The organism is Actinomyces gerencseriae DSM 6844, from assembly GCF_000429265.1.
Classification (GTDB): Bacteria; Actinomycetota; Actinomycetes; order Actinomycetales; family Actinomycetaceae; genus Actinomyces; species Actinomyces gerencseriae.
In genome coordinates this window covers 71,668-87,120 of the sequence record NZ_AUBN01000012.1, presented here as the reverse complement: position 1 = coordinate 87,120, position 15,453 = coordinate 71,668, and the positions used below count along the sequence as shown (strand labels likewise).

The following is a 15,453-nucleotide window of genomic DNA, read 5'->3' as shown; positions in this document are numbered from 1 at the left end:
TGGCGAGCGGTTGACCGTGAAGAGGCGTCGGGGCCGGCAGTGCGTGGTCAGGTGACGGTGGCCGTGATCGGGTCAGCCGAGGGTGGATTCTGAGGGGTAGCGGGTCGGTGGCGGGGTGGGGCTGATGGTGGGGCGGGTGTTGAAGGTGGGTGCGGGGCCGGGGCTGGTGAGGCGTTGGGGCATGGTGGTGCCGATCTGTTGGAACAGCTCGGCCGCCTCGCTGGTGTAGTCGGCGGGCCCGTCGGTGGAGGGGCCGTGACGATCGATCTGCATCTCCAGGAACGTCCCGTCGGGGTAGCTCCACGTCAGCAGGTTGTATCCCCAGGTGGCTCCGCGTCCTTCGATGCCGTCCGCGGTGATGGGTGCGGCGTCCGGGCCGTTGTAGGCGTCCTCGAAGGCCGTGCCGCCGAATTCCTTGAGTCGGGGGAAGTAGTCGATGCTGGTGTAGGTGATCTCGATGCTGTCGATCTTGTGGGAGGTGAAGTAGATGAAGCAGGTGCCCTGTGGTGGGGAGCCGGGTCTGGTGTTGGTGGGGTTGTAGGCCTGGCCGTAGCGCACGACCGGTTCGCCGAAGATCTCCTCCAGGCGGGAGGCCTCGATCAGCTCGCACACGATGGCGTCTCCGGCCATGGGGGTCTCCGTCGAGGAGGCCCGGGCGGCTCCGCCGCCCCGTCCGGGTGAGCAGGCCCGGCTCCCCAGAAGCACGGCCAGGGCCAGGACCGCGCACGCCACCACCGCGGCCACTGCCCGCCGTGCATGGGCGGCCCGACGGTTATTCGGTGCTGAACTCATGTCCCTTACTCCGGCCGCTGCCGAAGAACTCGTGCATGTTGTCGGCCACCGCGGGGATATTGGGGTCGCGCTCACTGGCCCACTGCGTGGAGGAGTTGATCTTGTTGGTCCAGTCCACCATCTCGCTGTGAACCGTGGCGGGGTCGGTGCCGGTCAGGTCGATCGTGCGCGCGTCGTTGTCCAGCCAGCCGTAGGTGCCCTTGGCCGGGTTGAAGTCCGTGTCTCTCAGGAGCCCGAGGTTGGCGGTGTCCCGGATCAGGGACACCCACAGTCCCGATTTCAGGCCCTCCGAGCCCTGACTGGCCTGATAGCTCGCATCGGGGGTGAGCGCGTCCACCGCGGCCGGCGTGCTCACGGTCGAGAACGCGCTCCAGGCCGCCGAGGCCAGTGTGGCCTCGGGGAATGCGGTGGACAGGCCCGTGCTGACCGCCGTGGAGAAGGCCCCCAGGGCGGTGGACGCGGTGCTCTCCGCACCGTCGCTCTTCGCCGTACCCGCGCTGGTGATGTCCGCGGCGCGGTTGTCGGCCAGGCCCGCGATCAGGCCGGCGGCCTGGGCCCCGTGGTTGTACTCGTTGTTGAGAGCGGAGATCTTGGTCTGCTCGTCCCCCTCCGCGTCTTTGGCCAGGGCGACGGCGTGGTTGTGGGTGTAGTCGGCCACTGTCGAGCTCATGGTCGTCACCGCGGACGTGCTGTCGGCGACGTCGTAGATCAGGGTCCTCATGTCGTCCGAGGTCGCCTCCGGGAACGGCGAGTCCGTCTCCGGATCCGTGATAGGGGCACCCTGACCATTATCCTTCTGCGCAGCCACGACCAGTTCCGCGGGGCAGTTGGCCAGCAGCATGCCCGTGCGGGCCTTGGCGTCCTCGTTGTAGGCGTCGGCGCTGGTGCTCCGGGCCAGGCTGTGGATGGCGGAGCCGGCCAGCTGCGTGGCCTGCTCGCTCTGGTTGCCCACCTCGCTGGTGCGCAGCGAGGAGGCGGCCGCCACGGCGCCGGTGTAGCCGGCCAGGCCGGCCTCATCCCATGTCCGTGCGGACAGGTCGGCGACGCGGCTGGTGTCCACGGCGCCGTCCTCGGTCGTGGGCGCGAGGTACGCCAGGGCCGCGGAGGAATTGTTGCCCATGGCGTCCAGCACCCCGGTCAGGGGATCGAAGGAGTAGCCGCTCAGGCTGGAGCCCAGGATCGTCGCGCGTGCCCGGGCCTCTCCCTGCGATGTGAGGTCGCCCCCTCCCTGCTCCGGGTAGGAGGCTGCCCGAGCGACCTTCTGGTAATCGATGTCATCAAGGCCCTCGGCCAGGTCGACCAGCAGCCGGCGGTCGAACGTCAGATCATTGACGTGGTTGTCATCGGCGTCGTGGCCTCCGAGGATGGCGTTCAGGGCGCTGATCCGTCCGTACTCGCCCTCCTCGTCGACCGAGGAGACGATCGCGTCGGCCACCTTCCGGGAGCGGACCTCGTCCCACGACCAGGACCAGGACGCGGTGGCCAGCACCGTGCCCAGCAGGCTCGCCAGGTCCCCGCCCGCCTCGGGGCGGGTGTTCACCTCCTTGCCGGTGGGAGGATTGTAGAGGAAGTGCTGCTGAGCGCTGATCGGCAGGCTCGTGAGGTTCTCCGGGCCGATCGCCGTGATGAGCGCATCGGAGTAGGCCGCCCGGTGGTCGGCGTCGTAGCCGCCGCTATCGGTGGAGTTGGCCCGGATGGAGTCGATGACCTGGTCGTAGGTGCGCCCGCTGGGCGACGTGGCGGTCATATCGCTGGACTCGGTCAGGGACTTCAGATCATTCGCGTCGATCGTGGCCTGCGCCCACGAGGCGAAGTCCGTGGGATCGTCGGGCAGGGCGGCGTCGTCGGGCAGGGTCAGGGTGATGACGCCGTCGGCGTCCATCGAGGCCGTGCCCGACTCGTTCAACGCGACGATATTGTCCTTGTACTTCTCGATCGTGTCGGCGCGGTCTCTGACGGTCTGGACGGCCGTGTGGGGCCCCGAACGAGTCCGTGGGCTCGGTTGCCGGCCACAGCGCCCGCGGGTCGTCATCGTCGACCTCCCTGGGTTCGGTCGCCAGCGCGATGCCGAGCGTCTCGAGGAAGTCGGTGAAGGCCTTCTTCAGACTGTCGACGTCGACCGCCGTGGAGGTCGTGCTGTGCTGCCTGTCGAGAGCTGCTCTCTTCTCGTTGGCGGCCATTGTGCTTCCTCAGGATCAGGGGTTGTGCAAAAGGCTCATGAGCAGAGTAACAGGTTCGTCACGACGCGTTGCCGTGGACTGCTGCGGAACCGGGGCGACTGCGCGCGGCGGTCCGTCGCTCTGTCAGGATCCGCGCTCATGCATCCGAGCGGATGAGGCGCAGGATTCCGCCCGCCTGAGCCACCGCGGTCCAGGCGAGCACCACCAATCCGGCCATGACGACGTCGGCGCGCGGCCCAGCCGCCGCCACCCAGATCTGGCCCGCCTGGCCCGGGAGCCAGCGGGCGGCGTCGCCCGCGATCACGGCCACCTGCGGCGCCAGGACCACCAGCACCACGGCGGCCGTCGCCGCACCCGTCGTGCTGCGCAGGATCTCGCCGAGACCCGCGGCCAGCAGAAGCGCCGCCGTCAGCCACACCACGCTCCTGCCGCCGGCCCGCAGAGCCGCGGCCGATATCTCCGGGCACATCACCACGCCCACCGATACCAGGACGCTCGCCGTCACCAGACCCGCGCCGGTCAGCGCACCGAGACGTGCCGCCGCCAGCCGCGCTCGCGCCGGCGTCACCAGGAGCGTTGTCGTCCCCTGAGCGCTGGAGTGCTCGGCCCCGGACATGATCACCCCGGCGGCCACGAACCCGATCTGCACCGCCAGCGTCCACGTCGGGGCGATCTGGTCGAAGCCGAACGCGCGTCCGCCCGTGTCGTTCTGAAGCGCCGACAGGATGATCGCGGCCCCGAGTCCGGCGGTCACCAGGAGCGTCCACCACATCGCCGGCAGCGTCGCGACCTTCAGCAGCTCGCTGCGCAACGCCCGCCTTCGGGCCCCGGTCCTCGCGCGCCCCCGGACCCCGGTGCCGAGGCGGCTCGGGCCGGAGTCCTCGCGTTCCCCGAGGCGGCCCACCGCTCCGGTTCCGATGCCGGGACGGCTCTGGTGCTCCTGGCTCTCCGAGCGATCAGACCGGGTCCGTCGCGCCCGACTCGCTGCACTCATGCGTCCCTCCTCATCCACACCCAGCAGCAGGTCACGGCGCAGCCGCCCGCCCACGCCGCGCAGACCGCGGCCGCCATCGGGACGGACAGCAGGTCCACGAGACGGTCGTAGTTCAGCGTCGTCGGGTTCGCGATGAGACGGACCGCGGCGGCATCCGGCAGGAACCGGGCCGCATCGGTGGACTTGATGAGCAGCACCCCCGGCGAGATCATCGTCGACATCGCGATGAGCACCGTCATCGACACCAGCGCGCTGCGGGTGGCCGCCGCCAGCGCCATCGACGCCATCGCCGAGAACCCCCACCAGGCCAGTATCCCGGTCAGCAGCGGCCACGGCACCGGATCGAGGGGCGCCCAGGACCCCAGCAGGTGCCGGCACAGCCCTAAGGTCACCGCCGACGCCAGCGCCAGGAGCACCAGCGCGGACACCAGGACGACGATCAGCTTCGCGACCACCGCCGCTCCGCGCCGCGGCTGGACCAGCATCGTCGTCGCCACCTGCCGCGACGCGCCGTTCGTGCGCGGGTCGCTCGCGTACTCACTGACCACGACACTCGCCGCCAGTACCACGATCCCCGTCGTCCCCATGTAGAGGCCGATGACGCCGACGCCGTCCAGCCCTGCCAGCGCCCGCGGGTCGCCGGCCGCCAGCCTGGCCGGTAGGTCATGATCGACGTAGTACTCCACCAGCGCCGGCAGGACGAGCGCCAGCGCCGCCCCCACCCACACGCCCGGCAGACCGGCCGTCTTGAGCGCCTCCGCCTTGAGCGAGCGGACCAGCGCCGTCGCCGCGCTCATGCCCGGCCCCCTTCCCCGCGGCCCCCACGATCCGCGTGACCCGGGCGTCCCGACCGGCCTCCGAACGGGGCCCGACCCCCGGGCGCGCGGCCGGACCCGCCCCCGGTCAGGGAGAAGAACGCCTCCTCCAGGCTCGCGTAGCCGGCTGCGATCTCCTCGAGCGTCCCGGCCGCCCGCACCCGCCCGTCGGCGATGACGACGACGTCGTCCGCCACCTCGGCGAGCTCGGCCAGGACGTGACTGGACAGCAGGACCGTGCCCCCGGCGTCGGCCCGACGGCGCAGCAGCCTGCGGATCCAGCGGATCCCCTCGGGATCCAGGCCGTTGACCGGCTCGTCGAGGATGAGCACCTCCGGGTCCCCCAGCAGGGCCGCGGCCAGTCCCAGCCGCTGCCCCATCCCCAGGGAGAAGGTGCGCACCCGACGTCCGGCTGCCTCGCTCAGCCCGACGATGTCCAGCACCTGAGCCACCCGGCGCCGCCCGATCCCCGCGCCCGAGGCCACCCATGCCAGGTGACCGCGGGCCGTACGGGAGGGGTGCGCCCCCGAGCCGTCGAGCATCGCGCCCACCGCGCGCAGCGGCTCGCGCAGCTCGCGGTAGGGGGGGCCGCCGATGAGCGCGCGCCCGCCGTCGGTCCGGTCCAGCCCCAGCAGGCACCGCAGGGTGGAGGATTTTCCGGCCCCATTGGGGCCGGCGAAGCCGGTGACGCGGCCGGGACGGGCCTCCAGGCTGACGCCGTGGAGCACCTCTCTCCGGCCGTGCCGCTTGACGAGGTTCTCAACACTGATCATGGGGCAACCTCACCGGTGGGACGACGCGATGCGCATCGGCCGTCGAGAGGAGGGGCTCGCGAGGCGTCGGACCCCGCGCCTCGGACCGTGGTTCGATGACCTCGCCCGGCCGCCTTCCTAGACTGGCCGCGTGCCCGCACTCGACGTTCCCCCGCGCCACTCCACGCTGGGGCGCGTGATCACCGGCCTCATGGCGTTCACCGTGCTCTGGGGTCTCTTCGTCGGCGTGCACCCGCAGCCCTCCCCCCGAGTCCAGATGGTGATGCTGCTCGCCATGGCCCTGCTGACGGTCGCTGCCCTGTGGCTGCGACGGCGCGACCGATGCGCCTACGAGCGGCGCCTGGCGCGGGAGGCCGCCGCGCGCGCCGTCGTCGAGGACCGCCTCGTCATCGCCCGCGAGCTGCACGACGCCGTGTCCGGGAACCTCGGCGCCATCACCGTGCGCTGCGCCGTGGCCCAGCGGCTCGAGACCTCCCCGGACGGTCTGCGTCACGCCCTTCGCGACGTCGAGTCGGCCTCCCGGGAGGCCACCGACGGCTTGCGGCGCATGCTCGCGGTGCTGCGCGACGAGGGCGCGGCCGCGCACGGTATCCCGGACCCGACGGGGGCGTCGGGGATGGCCGGGCCGGTGAGGGCGGCTGGTTCGGCGAGTCCGGCGGGCCTTGCGGCTGCGGGCCCGGCCGGGCCGGCGAGGGCGGCGGGGGCCCCGGGTGGACCCGGGGACCGGATGATCCGGCCCGCCCGCGGGGCTCCCGCCGGTGCCGGTGCCCCGCACGGCGCTGGCACCGCTGGAGCCGCCGTCGCAGCCTCGTGGCGGGGGAGCGGCATTGGCGCCGGCGATCCGGACTCCGCTCTGGCCGGGGCCGTGACCCGCGCCCGTCGCGCCGGCGTGGAGGTCGAGATCGACGCCGACCGGGGCGCCGGGCCCTCCCCGATGGGGGAGGCGGTCGCCCGGGTCGTGGGCGAGGCGCTGGTCAACACTGCCCGTCATGCCGGGCCCTCGCGCGCCCGTGTCACGGTCCGGCGGGAGTTCTCCCGGCTGCGCGTCATCGTCGTCGACGACGGTCCGGCTCCCGGCTGGACGCCTCGCCCCGGCACCGGCCAGGGACTTCGGGGACTGCGCGAGCTGGTCGAGGCCATGGGCGGGACGCTGAGAGCGGGACCCCTCCGCGGTGCCGGCGGTGCTGGTCATGGTGGCGACGGCGCTGCTGGCGGCCGGGGCGCCGGCGGTGCGGATGGGACGGCCGGGGCCGTCGGGGCCGTGAGGGCGGGCTTCGTCGTCGAGGCGGTCCTGCCGCTGCCCGCGACGCGGACCGGCGGAGTCGGCGGGGCGACCGCTTCGAGAGCCGGCCCGCGCGAGTCCGCGGAGGAATCCCATGAGTGACGCGAGTGGGACGAGAGAGTCGTCCGGTGCCCCGACCAGCGGCGGCCCGGCCGGCGGTATGCCGACCGGCGGCGGCCCGGCCGGCGGTCCCGTCCGCGTCCTCGTCGCCGAGGACCAGGCGCTCCTGCGCGCCTCGCTGGCGGCGCTCCTGGACGCCGAGGACGACCTGGAGATCGTCGGGCAGGCCGCGGACGGCGCCCGCGCCGTCGCCTTGGCGGCCGGCCTCCGTCCCGACGTCGTCGTCATGGACATTCGGATGCCGGGGCTGACCGGTATCGAGGCCACCGCTCGGATCTGCGCCGACCCGGCGCTCGCGGGCACCCGGGTCCTCGTCCTGACCATGTTCGAGATCGAGGAGTACGTGCTGGGGGCGCTGCGTGCCGGCGCCTCCGGCTTCCTTCTCAAGGACGCCGACCCGCAGACGGTCGTCGACGCCGTGCGCACCGTCCACGAGGGTCAGTCGCTCCTCAGCCCCCAGATCCTCCGGGGTCTCGTGTCGCGCTCGCCGTCCGGTGCGGCCTGCGGGCGGCGGGCCGACGACGTCGGGCGACTCACTCCCCGGCAGCGGGAGGTTCTCGTGCTCATCGCCCGGGGACTGTCCAACGGCGAGATCGAGACCGTGCTCGGCATCACCCGCGCCACCTGCCGCAGTCACATCACCGCGCTGCTGGCCCGCCTGGATGCACGGGACCGCGCCCAACTCGTGATCGCCGCCTACGAAGCGGGTCTCGTGCAGCCGGGGGCGTGAGGCGGGGCGCGCCGCGCCCCGGACGGTCCGGAGCGGCCGGCGTCGGATGGATCGCAATCTCATCACCGAGCCCGACGGCGCCACCTGGTTGGCCGACGTCGGACGGGCCGGGCAGACTGGTGCCGCAGCGTCGCGGGTCCCCGCGGCACCCCGTCGACAAGGAGAACTCAGAACTCATGAGCCCCTGGTCCTTCGAGAACCAGATGACCGCGATGCAGACCGTCGCCGACCACATGGGCGAGTGGATGCGGCAGGCCGGTGTGCAGGAGACCATCATGAGCATCGACGCCCTGGGGCAGCGGGTCCTGGTCCACACCCGCGCCCTGTACCGGGGGCAGTGGGTGGACAACGAGGTCCCGGCGATCATCGTGCGCGAGGCCATCGACCTGCGCGCCGCCATGGCCCAGCCCGGCGGCGGGGCCTGGACCAAGGCGCACCTGACCATGAAATCCGACGACTACCGACTGACCACCGACTTCGACTACGACGCCCCGCCCACTCTCGATCCTCCCTACACCCCTGAGGACTGCGCCGAGGATCTGCGTCTCCACCCGCGTCGCCCCGAGACCGTCCCCGCCTGGATGCAGCCTCGATCGGGCTCCTGAGACCGAGGCCGGCGAGGACTCGCGGAGCCGAGGGTGAGGCCCGGCCGGCCGGGATGCCCCGCCCGCCGGGAGTGCCGGCCACCGAGGGCTCCGACTGCACGGACCCGTGCTCGGGGCGCCCCGCCCGCCGGGAGTGCCGCCATCCCCGGCGGGATCGCGCCGGCTCGGTCCCATCGCTCACGCCTTCTCACGGAACACGACCCGGCGCTGGACCATGTAGCTGGCGACGTAGATCGCGCTGTCGCCCAGGATCTTGGCGATGCCCAGCGGGACGCCGACCCCGGTCAGCGCCGCCAGCGCGAGGTAGCTCGCGGCGACCAGGACGAGCGCCAGCACCACGTAGCGCACGGCCGTGCGCCCCACCGTTCCCGGCGCCGCCCGGAAGACGCGCCGGTTCATGAAGAAGTTGGCGGCGCCGCTGATCAGCCGCGCGCCCACCACGCTCGTCAGCAGGCTCCCGGTGAGCAGGTGCAGCACCACGACCCCGATCCAGTCGATGACGAAGCTCGCCAGGGACGCCCCCGTGAAGCGCAGCAGCGGAGCGTAGATCCGCGCGGAGTCCTGCAGCGGGCGGAAGTGGGAGGAGGCGTTGCCGGGCTCGTAGACGGTCGCGATCTCGATCTCCTCGACCGCCATCCCCAGCTCGTGGGATCTCAGCAGGGTCGAGAGCTCGTACTCGTACCGATCGCCGGGGACCTCCAGCAGCCACTCCAGCTCGCCCGCCGGGTAGCCGCGCAGACCGGTCTGGGTGTCGCGCAGCCGCCACCCCGTCGCCCCGCGGAACAGCAGCGCGGTGACGCTGTTGCCCAGTCGGCTTCGCAGAGGCACCGATCCGGTGAAGGCTCGCACGCCCAGCGTCATGCGACCGGTCTCGTGGACCCGGCGGGCCACCGCGGCGATGTCGGCGGGCGTGTGCTGGCCGTCGGCGTCGGCGCACACGACGTCGGCGCCCGGCCACAGGCGGATCACCCGCGCCAGACCGGTGCGCAGGGCCTCGCCCTTGCCCGCGTTGACCGGGTAGCCGGTGACCACCGCTCCGGCGGCGCGGGCCGTGGCGAGGACGCCCTCGTAGGCGGGGCCGGAGCCGTCGTCGACGACGAGTACCCGCGTCTCCGGAAGCGCGCGCCGCACGTCCCGCATCAGGCGGGTCAGGCGCATGTCCGGCTGGTAGGCGGGGATGAGGACGACGAGCGCGACGACGCCGTGTCTCGCCGCGGTCGCGCGTCGGGCGTCGCGATGAGGCTCCGCGGCCGGGAGGGGCGGGCGGTGCCGGGGCGCGACGTCGTCGAGGCGGGGGCGCTCCCGGGTCGGGCGGGAGCCGGAGTCGGGCCGGGTCGTCGTGCGCATTCAGGCCCCCCGGGTGATGTAGAGGATGTCGGAGGTGGCTCGCTCGCCACCGTTGGAGGGCCGGTTGATGATCCGTCCGTCCCAGTACATGGCCGAGGAGCCGCCGCCGTCGAGGTTGTAGGCGACTCGGCAGCCGAGGTCGGACATGATCCCGGCCAGCTCGGTCATGGTGACGCCGCGGGAGTAGCCCTCGTCGCGGCCATCGACGACGACGAGCATGTAGTGGTTGGTGTCCACCCAGCCGATGGCCGTGCGGGGCTGGGCCCCCTGAATGGAGTGGTTGCCGACGTTCGTGTCGACCTCCACCTCGTCGATCCCGGTGAGGACCCGCCCGTCGTTGACCAGGGCGGGACCGAAGGACAGCGTGTTCCACACCCCGTCGTCCAGGAGGGCCTGGGCGCTGGTGGAGGTCTCGTCGTAGATCTCGCAGCGGCCGTCGGTGTAGAAGGCGATGCCGTCGCGCACGCCATCATCGCGGTAGACGACGCCGTTGCGGATGAGGATGCCGTCGGAGCGGAAGCCGTAGTAGTCGCCGTTGGTGGCCAGGACGGCGTCGTGCTCGGAGGCGATCAGGCTCGGCTTGGCGGTGATGTTGGTGCCGTACTCGTTGTTGGCGAAGGCGCTGCGGACGGCGGCGGCGTCGGAGACGGTGACATCGGCCGTGTAGTAGGTGACGGAGTCGGCTCCGGAGCCGGTGGCGACCGTGTTGATCGCGATCGAGGTGAGTGAGGAGGTGTAGGAGGAGTCGGTGATGGCGACGCTGGCCGCGTCGGCGGTCGCCGCCGAGGCCGCGGCGGCGTTCTCGGCCTCGTAGGCGGCCACGTCGGTGATCTCGGTGTGGTCGATGACGAAGCGGTTGAGCGCCCAGGCGCTGGTGCCGGTGACGGTCAGGCCCAGGACGGCGGCGCCCCCGAGCAGGAAGGTGCGACGCGTGCGATGGCGGGGCCGCGGGGTCCGCGATTCGGGCGCGGTCGCCGTTGAGACGGTCATGGAGCCGGCGGTCGAGTCGGCGGAGCCGGGGGAGCTCGCTGTGCTTGCTGTGCCTGTGGCGCCCGAGGTGCCTGTTGTATCGGTGGCGTCTGTGGTGCCTACCGTGCTCATGGTGCATGCTGTGCCGTCGGTGGTGCCTGCTGCGCCCGCTGTGCCGGCGGGGTCTGAGGCCGGTGGCCGGTGCTGGTTCGACATGGCTCCACGGTGTCGAATCGGCGTGTGGCGGACGCAGGTCGTTCTTGTGGGTCTCCTGTGAAAGAGGCTCTTCGCGTTCCGGGGTCTGAGGCGCAAGCGACGTGGACGTGCGGAGCGCGCCGGCGGGTGGGATGACACGGAGAGGCGGTCTGTGACATCCAGTGTGCGGCCGGCGCGGGCGAGCCCCGGTGTCGGCGCTCCGGGTCCCGCGCGGTCGTACCTTCCTGTGCCGGGTCGTACGTTGTAGCGCGCGGTCGTACCCTCTTGCGCCGGGTCGTACCTTAGAGAGGCTCTAAGGTACGACCGCGCGCGTCTGCGTACGACCGCGCGGTCTCGGGTACGACTTCGCGAGTCCGGGTACGACCGCGCGCCATAACGTACGACCGGGCGGTCTCGGGTCCTGCGTCGTCTCGCGACTTCTGAGGGTCTCGGACGTCATGGCTCGTGAGATGCGCGCGCTCCCGCGGCGACACGGTTCCGGGGCCCGGCCCGCCGGCACCGGTGTCACTCGAGCTCGTCGTCGAACTCGATGTGGGATAAGCGCCAGCCGATCAGGGTCGCGACGAAACCGCTCACCGTCGTCCACCACGGTGCGGCGCCGTTGCCCGCGAGCAGGAGGGAGACCCCGATCGCCAGACCTGCCCAGATCGCTGCGAGCAGGAGCGCCCACACGACGATGAGGCGACGGCGCCGTACGAAGGACCACGCGATACGACGACCGCGGTCCGGGAGAGCGGAGCGCAGGGCCTGTATGCGCTGATGCGCCCATATGCCGGTCAGCATCGCCATCACCAGCAGCACCAGGACTGCGATGACGGCGGGCAGGTCCGCGAATCGCATGAGGAGGAGCGCCACCAGCATCAGTAGCAGGCACAGGATCGTTCCGGTGTGGATGACGGACACGACCTGTGCGAGGAAGAGGTCGACCACCGTGCGCACGATGCTGCTGCGGGGGTTCTGCGCGGCGAAGGAGGCGAGGGCGCGCGCGGCGCCGGTCTGGTCGCCGCGGCGCATGCGCAGGATGGCGAGGTGGGCGAGGGCCTGGTCGTAGGAGGGGTCGAGTCGGAGGGCCTCCCGCAGGGAGAGGTCGGCCGCGGCGGGGTCGACGGTCGCCTGGGCGGCGCCCAGCATGGCGTGGTGCTCCGGATTATCGGGGTCCAGCCGTACGGCCTCGCGGGCGTGGGCGAGAGCCTCCGCGTTGCGCGGCGACTCCACCAGCACGCGGGCCATGGCGGAGTGCGCTCCGGCATTGTGGGGATCCAGGGCGAGGCATTCGTGCAGGGCGTGCTCGGCGCCGTCCCGGTCCCCCTGGCGCGTCAGGACATGACCGAGGCAGTGGTGCGCCTCGGGCTCCTGCGGGGCGAGCGCAACCGCGGCACGAGCCGAGGCGACGGCCTGATCGATGCGGTCCGCACGGTCGTGGGCGATCGCGAGGGCGAGCTGCGTGCGATCCGCGTGCTCCGGGTAGTGGGCGAGGAGATCGGTCAGGGCCTTCATGGCCCGGTCGTCCTGCCCCATCTCCACGAGCTGGTAGGCCCTCGCCCACTGCCGGTTGTAGTCCTCATCGCTCACAGCAGGCGGTGCCGTTTCATCCATTCGCGCAGTTCGGCGTACTCCCCCGAGGAATCCGCGTACTCGATGACGTTGCGGGCGACCTCGAACCACGGGCCGCTGGAGGGGCGGATCTCGCGCAGCGCGGCGAGCATGTCCTCCATGGTGATCATGCGGGGGGAGCCGGTGCGCACGGAGTCCAGGAGCGCCTTCTCCGCGGCGCTGTCGCACAGGTGCGACAGGTCGGCCCCGGTCAGGCCGTCGGTGGTGCGGGCCAGCTCCTGGAGATCGATGCCCTCGGCGGGGCGCTCGCGCAGGTGCGTGCGCAGGATGGCGGCGCGCGCCGGCCCGTCCGGCGGCAGGACGAGGATGCTCCGGTCGAGCCGTCCGGGGCGGCGCAGCGCCGGGTCGATGTCCCAGGGCGCGTTGGTGGCGGCCAGGAGGTAGACGCCCTCGTTGTCGCTGCCGATGCCGTCGAGCTCCTCGAGGAGCTGGTTGACGGTGCCGCGTATACCCGAGCTGCGTGAGAGCGAGCGCTTGATGCCGATGGCGTCGAGCTCGTCGAGGAAGAGGACGCACGGGCTGTGCTCGCGGGCCTGCTCGAAGGCCTTGTGGAGGTTGGCCTCGGAGTTGCCGATATAGGGATCGAGGACGTCGGTGATGGTGACGTTGAGGAAGCCCGCTCCCATCTGCCCGGCGACGGCGCGGGCGATGAAGGTCTTCCCCGTGCCCGGCGGACCGTACAGGAGCAGGCCGCCGCGCAGGCTCTTGCCGTAGAGTCGGCGCAGCTCGGGGTTGCGCATGGGAGCGAGGAAGGAGGCCTCGAGACGGTTCTTGACCTCGGTCATGCCGCCGACGTCGGCGAGCGTGATATCGGCCTTCTCCACCTCCCAGATATCCGGGTCGTCGGAGTCGCCCGCCTTGACCGGTACCGAGACCAGGTCGGGGCCGCCGGGCGTGGACAACGCGGCCGGGTCGGTCGTCAGGTCCTTCTCGGCCCGGTGCCAGTCGAAGCCCTCGGTGTCCCCGGTTGCCTCGGGCGAGGGGCCCGCCTCGGGCGTGCCGGGCTGGGTGCCCGCCGCGGGCCCGTTGGGCGATGGGCTCGCCGCAGGCGTACCGGCTGCGGCGGCGTCGGCCGGCGACGCCGGAAGGGTCACCGGACTGGACGGCGATGCCGGCGGCGGCACTGGCGACGCGGGCCCGGGCTCGGACCGGTGGTGGGGTTCGGGGTGCGCATCCTGCGGCGTCGTCGCGGATCGGGCGGACAGGGCGCGAGCCATGAGCTCGCGAGCGGCCTCGTCGGTGGGGTCGCACTGGAGGGCGGTGGCGCACTGCGTCACCGCCTCCGCCTGGCGGCCGGCCTCGATGAGGAGCTCGGCCAGGTGGGTGCGCAGTCGGATGTCGTCGGGGGCCGCGTCCACGGCGCGCGCCAGAGAGTCGATGAGTGGGTCGCTCACTCGATCAGTCTAACGGCGTGTCGGGGCCGTTGCTCCGGCTCCGGGCCGGCCTCCGCGCGGAGCCGGGTCGATCTCGACTCTCGTCCGGGCGGGAGCCCCGGCGCCCGGGCGGGGCCGGCGGAGCATGTGATGCTGAGGCTCACGTCGGTTGAGGGGGGGGCTTAGCGCCCGGGCGGGGCCGGCACTCCCGCCCACGATGCCGGACGCTCTTGTTCGGGTGCCGCTGGTGCGCCTCCCGCGCGGCTCCCGCCCACGTCCTCTCGGACCACACGCGGTCCATCGGCGGCCAGCGCCTCCCGCGCGGCTCCCGCCCACGGTGCCGGACGGCGCAGCCCGGGCTCTCAGTGTCCGGGCGGGGCGGCATCGGCTGGACCGGTGCGTCCGGAGAAGGTTCGGAGCTCTCAGCGCCCGGGCGGCGGGTGCTCGCGGCTGGCCGGCGATTCCGTGGCGGGGTCGCCGCGCGCCGCCCAGGCGGCGAGACCCGCGGGACTCGTCACCTCGTCCAGGGCCGTCTCGACGGCGCCCACCAGCGCGGCATCGGCTCCGAGCGCGCTGGTGGTGATTCGCGGCCGGTTCTCGCTCAGGCACGTCATGAGGCCGCTCGTCAGGGCCTTCTCGAAGGCCTCGGGACAGTGAGCGCGCAGGAGCGGCCCGAGCCCGCCGAGGGTGACGACGTCGGGATCGACGGCGCTGATCAGTCCGGCCAGTCCCCGTCCCAGGCTCGTGGCCGCGGCGGTGAGGGCGGGGCGGTGAGCGGGATCCCCTCGGGCGATGATCGTCTCGATGTCCGCCGGGGAGTCGTCGTCGGCCCCCAGCCGTGCGGCCAGCGGCCTGGCGCCGAGGACGGTGTCCCAGCAGCCCCGGGCCCCGCAACTGCAGAGCGCCCGCGGGTCGCCGAAGGGGAGGTGGCCGACCTCCATGGCCAGGCCGGTCGCCCCGAGCACGGGCGCGCCGTCGAGGACGAGGCCGCCGCCGACGCCGGTGAGCACGGTCAGGTGCAGGGCGGAGCGCGCCCCGTGCGAGGCGCCGCGGCGGGATTCGGCCAGGGCCTCGCATGTGGCGTCATTGGCGACCAGGAGGGCGGCCTTCGGTGCACCCAGGGGGGCGAGGCTCACCCGGTCCCAGTCCAGGACGGAGGACTGGACGACGCTCCCGTCGCGGACGGTGGCGGCCACGGCGACCGACACGACCCGCACCCTGCCCGCGCGGGCACGCGCTTCGGCGGCGACGGCCCGGCGGATGGGGGCGAGCACGTCGGCGGGACTGCGTCCTCGGTGGAGGGCGGAGACCGCGGTGGTGAGGCGGCCGTCGAGGCCCGCGCTGGCCATCCGCCAGTCGGTGGCGGTGATCTCGACGGCGATGACGAGCGGCCCCCGGGGATGCGCGGCGAGAACTGAGGTGGGACGCCCGCGGCCGTGGGGGACCGGGTCCCCCTCGGTCAGGATGGCGGTCCGGCGCATCCTGGTGACGAGGTCGGTGGCCGTGCCGGTGGAGATCCCGAGCTCCCGGGCGACTCCCGCCCGGGTGATGCCGGGAGTCGCCCGCACGAGGGCGCAGACGTCGGCCGCCAGGGCCCAGCGGAGCTGATCGGCGGTGCTGCGTCGTCGTGCCACGGGTTCTCC

At 72.7% G+C, this 15,453-nt stretch carries 13 protein-coding genes; 3 read left to right on the top strand and 10 right to left on the bottom strand.

Annotated elements, in window-relative coordinates; genetic code table 11:
• Positions 1 to 72 precede the first annotated feature (72 nt).
• The 5 genes from G448_RS18980 to G448_RS0106225 form a co-directional block, all read right to left on the bottom strand.
• Positions 73 to 792, bottom strand: coding sequence for a hypothetical protein (locus G448_RS18980; protein ID WP_156910939.1), 720 nt, complete (start codon positions 790 to 792; stop codon positions 73 to 75).
• Complete coding sequence (locus tag G448_RS0106240) at positions 773 to 2,824, bottom strand: DUF6571 family protein (protein WP_342663530.1); 2,052 nt, start codon at positions 2,822 to 2,824, stop codon at positions 773 to 775. The genes G448_RS18980 and G448_RS0106240 overlap by 20 nt, the downstream gene beginning before the upstream one ends.
• Before the next feature lie 284 nt (positions 2,825 to 3,108).
• Positions 3,109 to 3,966 (bottom strand): cupin, encoded by an 858-nt coding sequence (locus tag G448_RS0106235; protein ID WP_245572207.1) that lies wholly within the window; start codon positions 3,964 to 3,966, stop codon positions 3,109 to 3,111.
• Complete coding sequence (locus G448_RS0106230) at positions 3,963 to 4,763, bottom strand: ABC transporter (RefSeq protein ID WP_026407297.1); 801 nt, start codon at positions 4,761 to 4,763, stop codon at positions 3,963 to 3,965. Before G448_RS0106230 ends, G448_RS0106235 begins: the two co-directional genes overlap by 4 nt.
• Positions 4,760 to 5,554, bottom strand: a complete 795-nt coding sequence (locus tag G448_RS0106225; protein ID WP_026407296.1) for an ABC transporter ATP-binding protein — start codon at positions 5,552 to 5,554, stop codon at positions 4,760 to 4,762. Before G448_RS0106225 ends, G448_RS0106230 begins: the two co-directional genes overlap by 4 nt.
• 130 nt (positions 5,555 to 5,684) lie before the next feature.
• On the opposite strand from G448_RS0106225, the gene G448_RS18975 reads away from it, so the two are divergent.
• The 3 genes from G448_RS18975 (at position 5,685) to G448_RS15355 (ending at position 8,291) form a co-directional block, all read left to right on the top strand.
• Complete coding sequence (locus tag G448_RS18975) at positions 5,685 to 6,938, top strand: sensor histidine kinase (protein ID WP_051268674.1); 1,254 nt, start codon at positions 5,685 to 5,687, stop codon at positions 6,936 to 6,938.
• Between the two features lie 58 nt (positions 6,939 to 6,996).
• Positions 6,997 to 7,686, top strand: a complete 690-nt coding sequence (locus G448_RS0106215; RefSeq protein WP_026407295.1) for a response regulator transcription factor — start codon at positions 6,997 to 6,999, stop codon at positions 7,684 to 7,686.
• A gap of 176 nt (positions 7,687 to 7,862) precedes the next feature.
• On the top strand, positions 7,863 to 8,291 hold the full coding sequence (locus tag G448_RS15355) for a hypothetical protein (protein ID WP_034494569.1): 429 nt from the start codon (positions 7,863 to 7,865) through the stop codon (positions 8,289 to 8,291).
• Positions 8,292 to 8,468: 177 nt separating this feature from the next.
• Here the strand turns inward: G448_RS15355 and G448_RS0106205 are convergent, their stop codons facing one another.
• The 5 genes from G448_RS0106205 to G448_RS15340 all read right to left on the bottom strand — a co-directional run bounded on the left by G448_RS0106205 (position 8,469) and on the right by G448_RS15340 (position 15,444).
• The gene (locus G448_RS0106205; protein WP_026407294.1) at positions 8,469 to 9,638 is read right to left on the bottom strand and encodes a glycosyltransferase; all 1,170 of its coding nucleotides are present in this window, start codon (positions 9,636 to 9,638) and stop codon (positions 8,469 to 8,471) included.
• Entirely contained in the window at positions 9,639 to 10,628 is a 990-nt protein-coding gene (locus G448_RS0106200; RefSeq protein WP_034494567.1) for a phosphodiester glycosidase family protein, read from the bottom strand. It lies immediately after the preceding gene.
• 699 nt (positions 10,629 to 11,327) lie between these two features.
• Positions 11,328 to 12,419, bottom strand: coding sequence for a tetratricopeptide repeat protein (locus G448_RS15345; protein WP_084436395.1), 1,092 nt, complete (start codon positions 12,417 to 12,419; stop codon positions 11,328 to 11,330).
• Positions 12,392 to 13,831 carry an AAA family ATPase gene (locus tag G448_RS0106190; protein ID WP_026407292.1) on the bottom strand — a complete coding sequence of 480 codons (1,440 nt, stop codon included), beginning with the start codon at positions 13,829 to 13,831 and terminating at the stop codon, positions 12,392 to 12,394. Before G448_RS0106190 ends, G448_RS15345 begins: the two co-directional genes overlap by 28 nt.
• 401 nt (positions 13,832 to 14,232) lie before the next feature.
• Positions 14,233 to 15,444, bottom strand: coding sequence for an ROK family protein (locus G448_RS15340; RefSeq protein ID WP_034494564.1), 1,212 nt, complete (start codon positions 15,442 to 15,444; stop codon positions 14,233 to 14,235).
• Positions 15,445 to 15,453 lie beyond the last annotated feature (9 nt).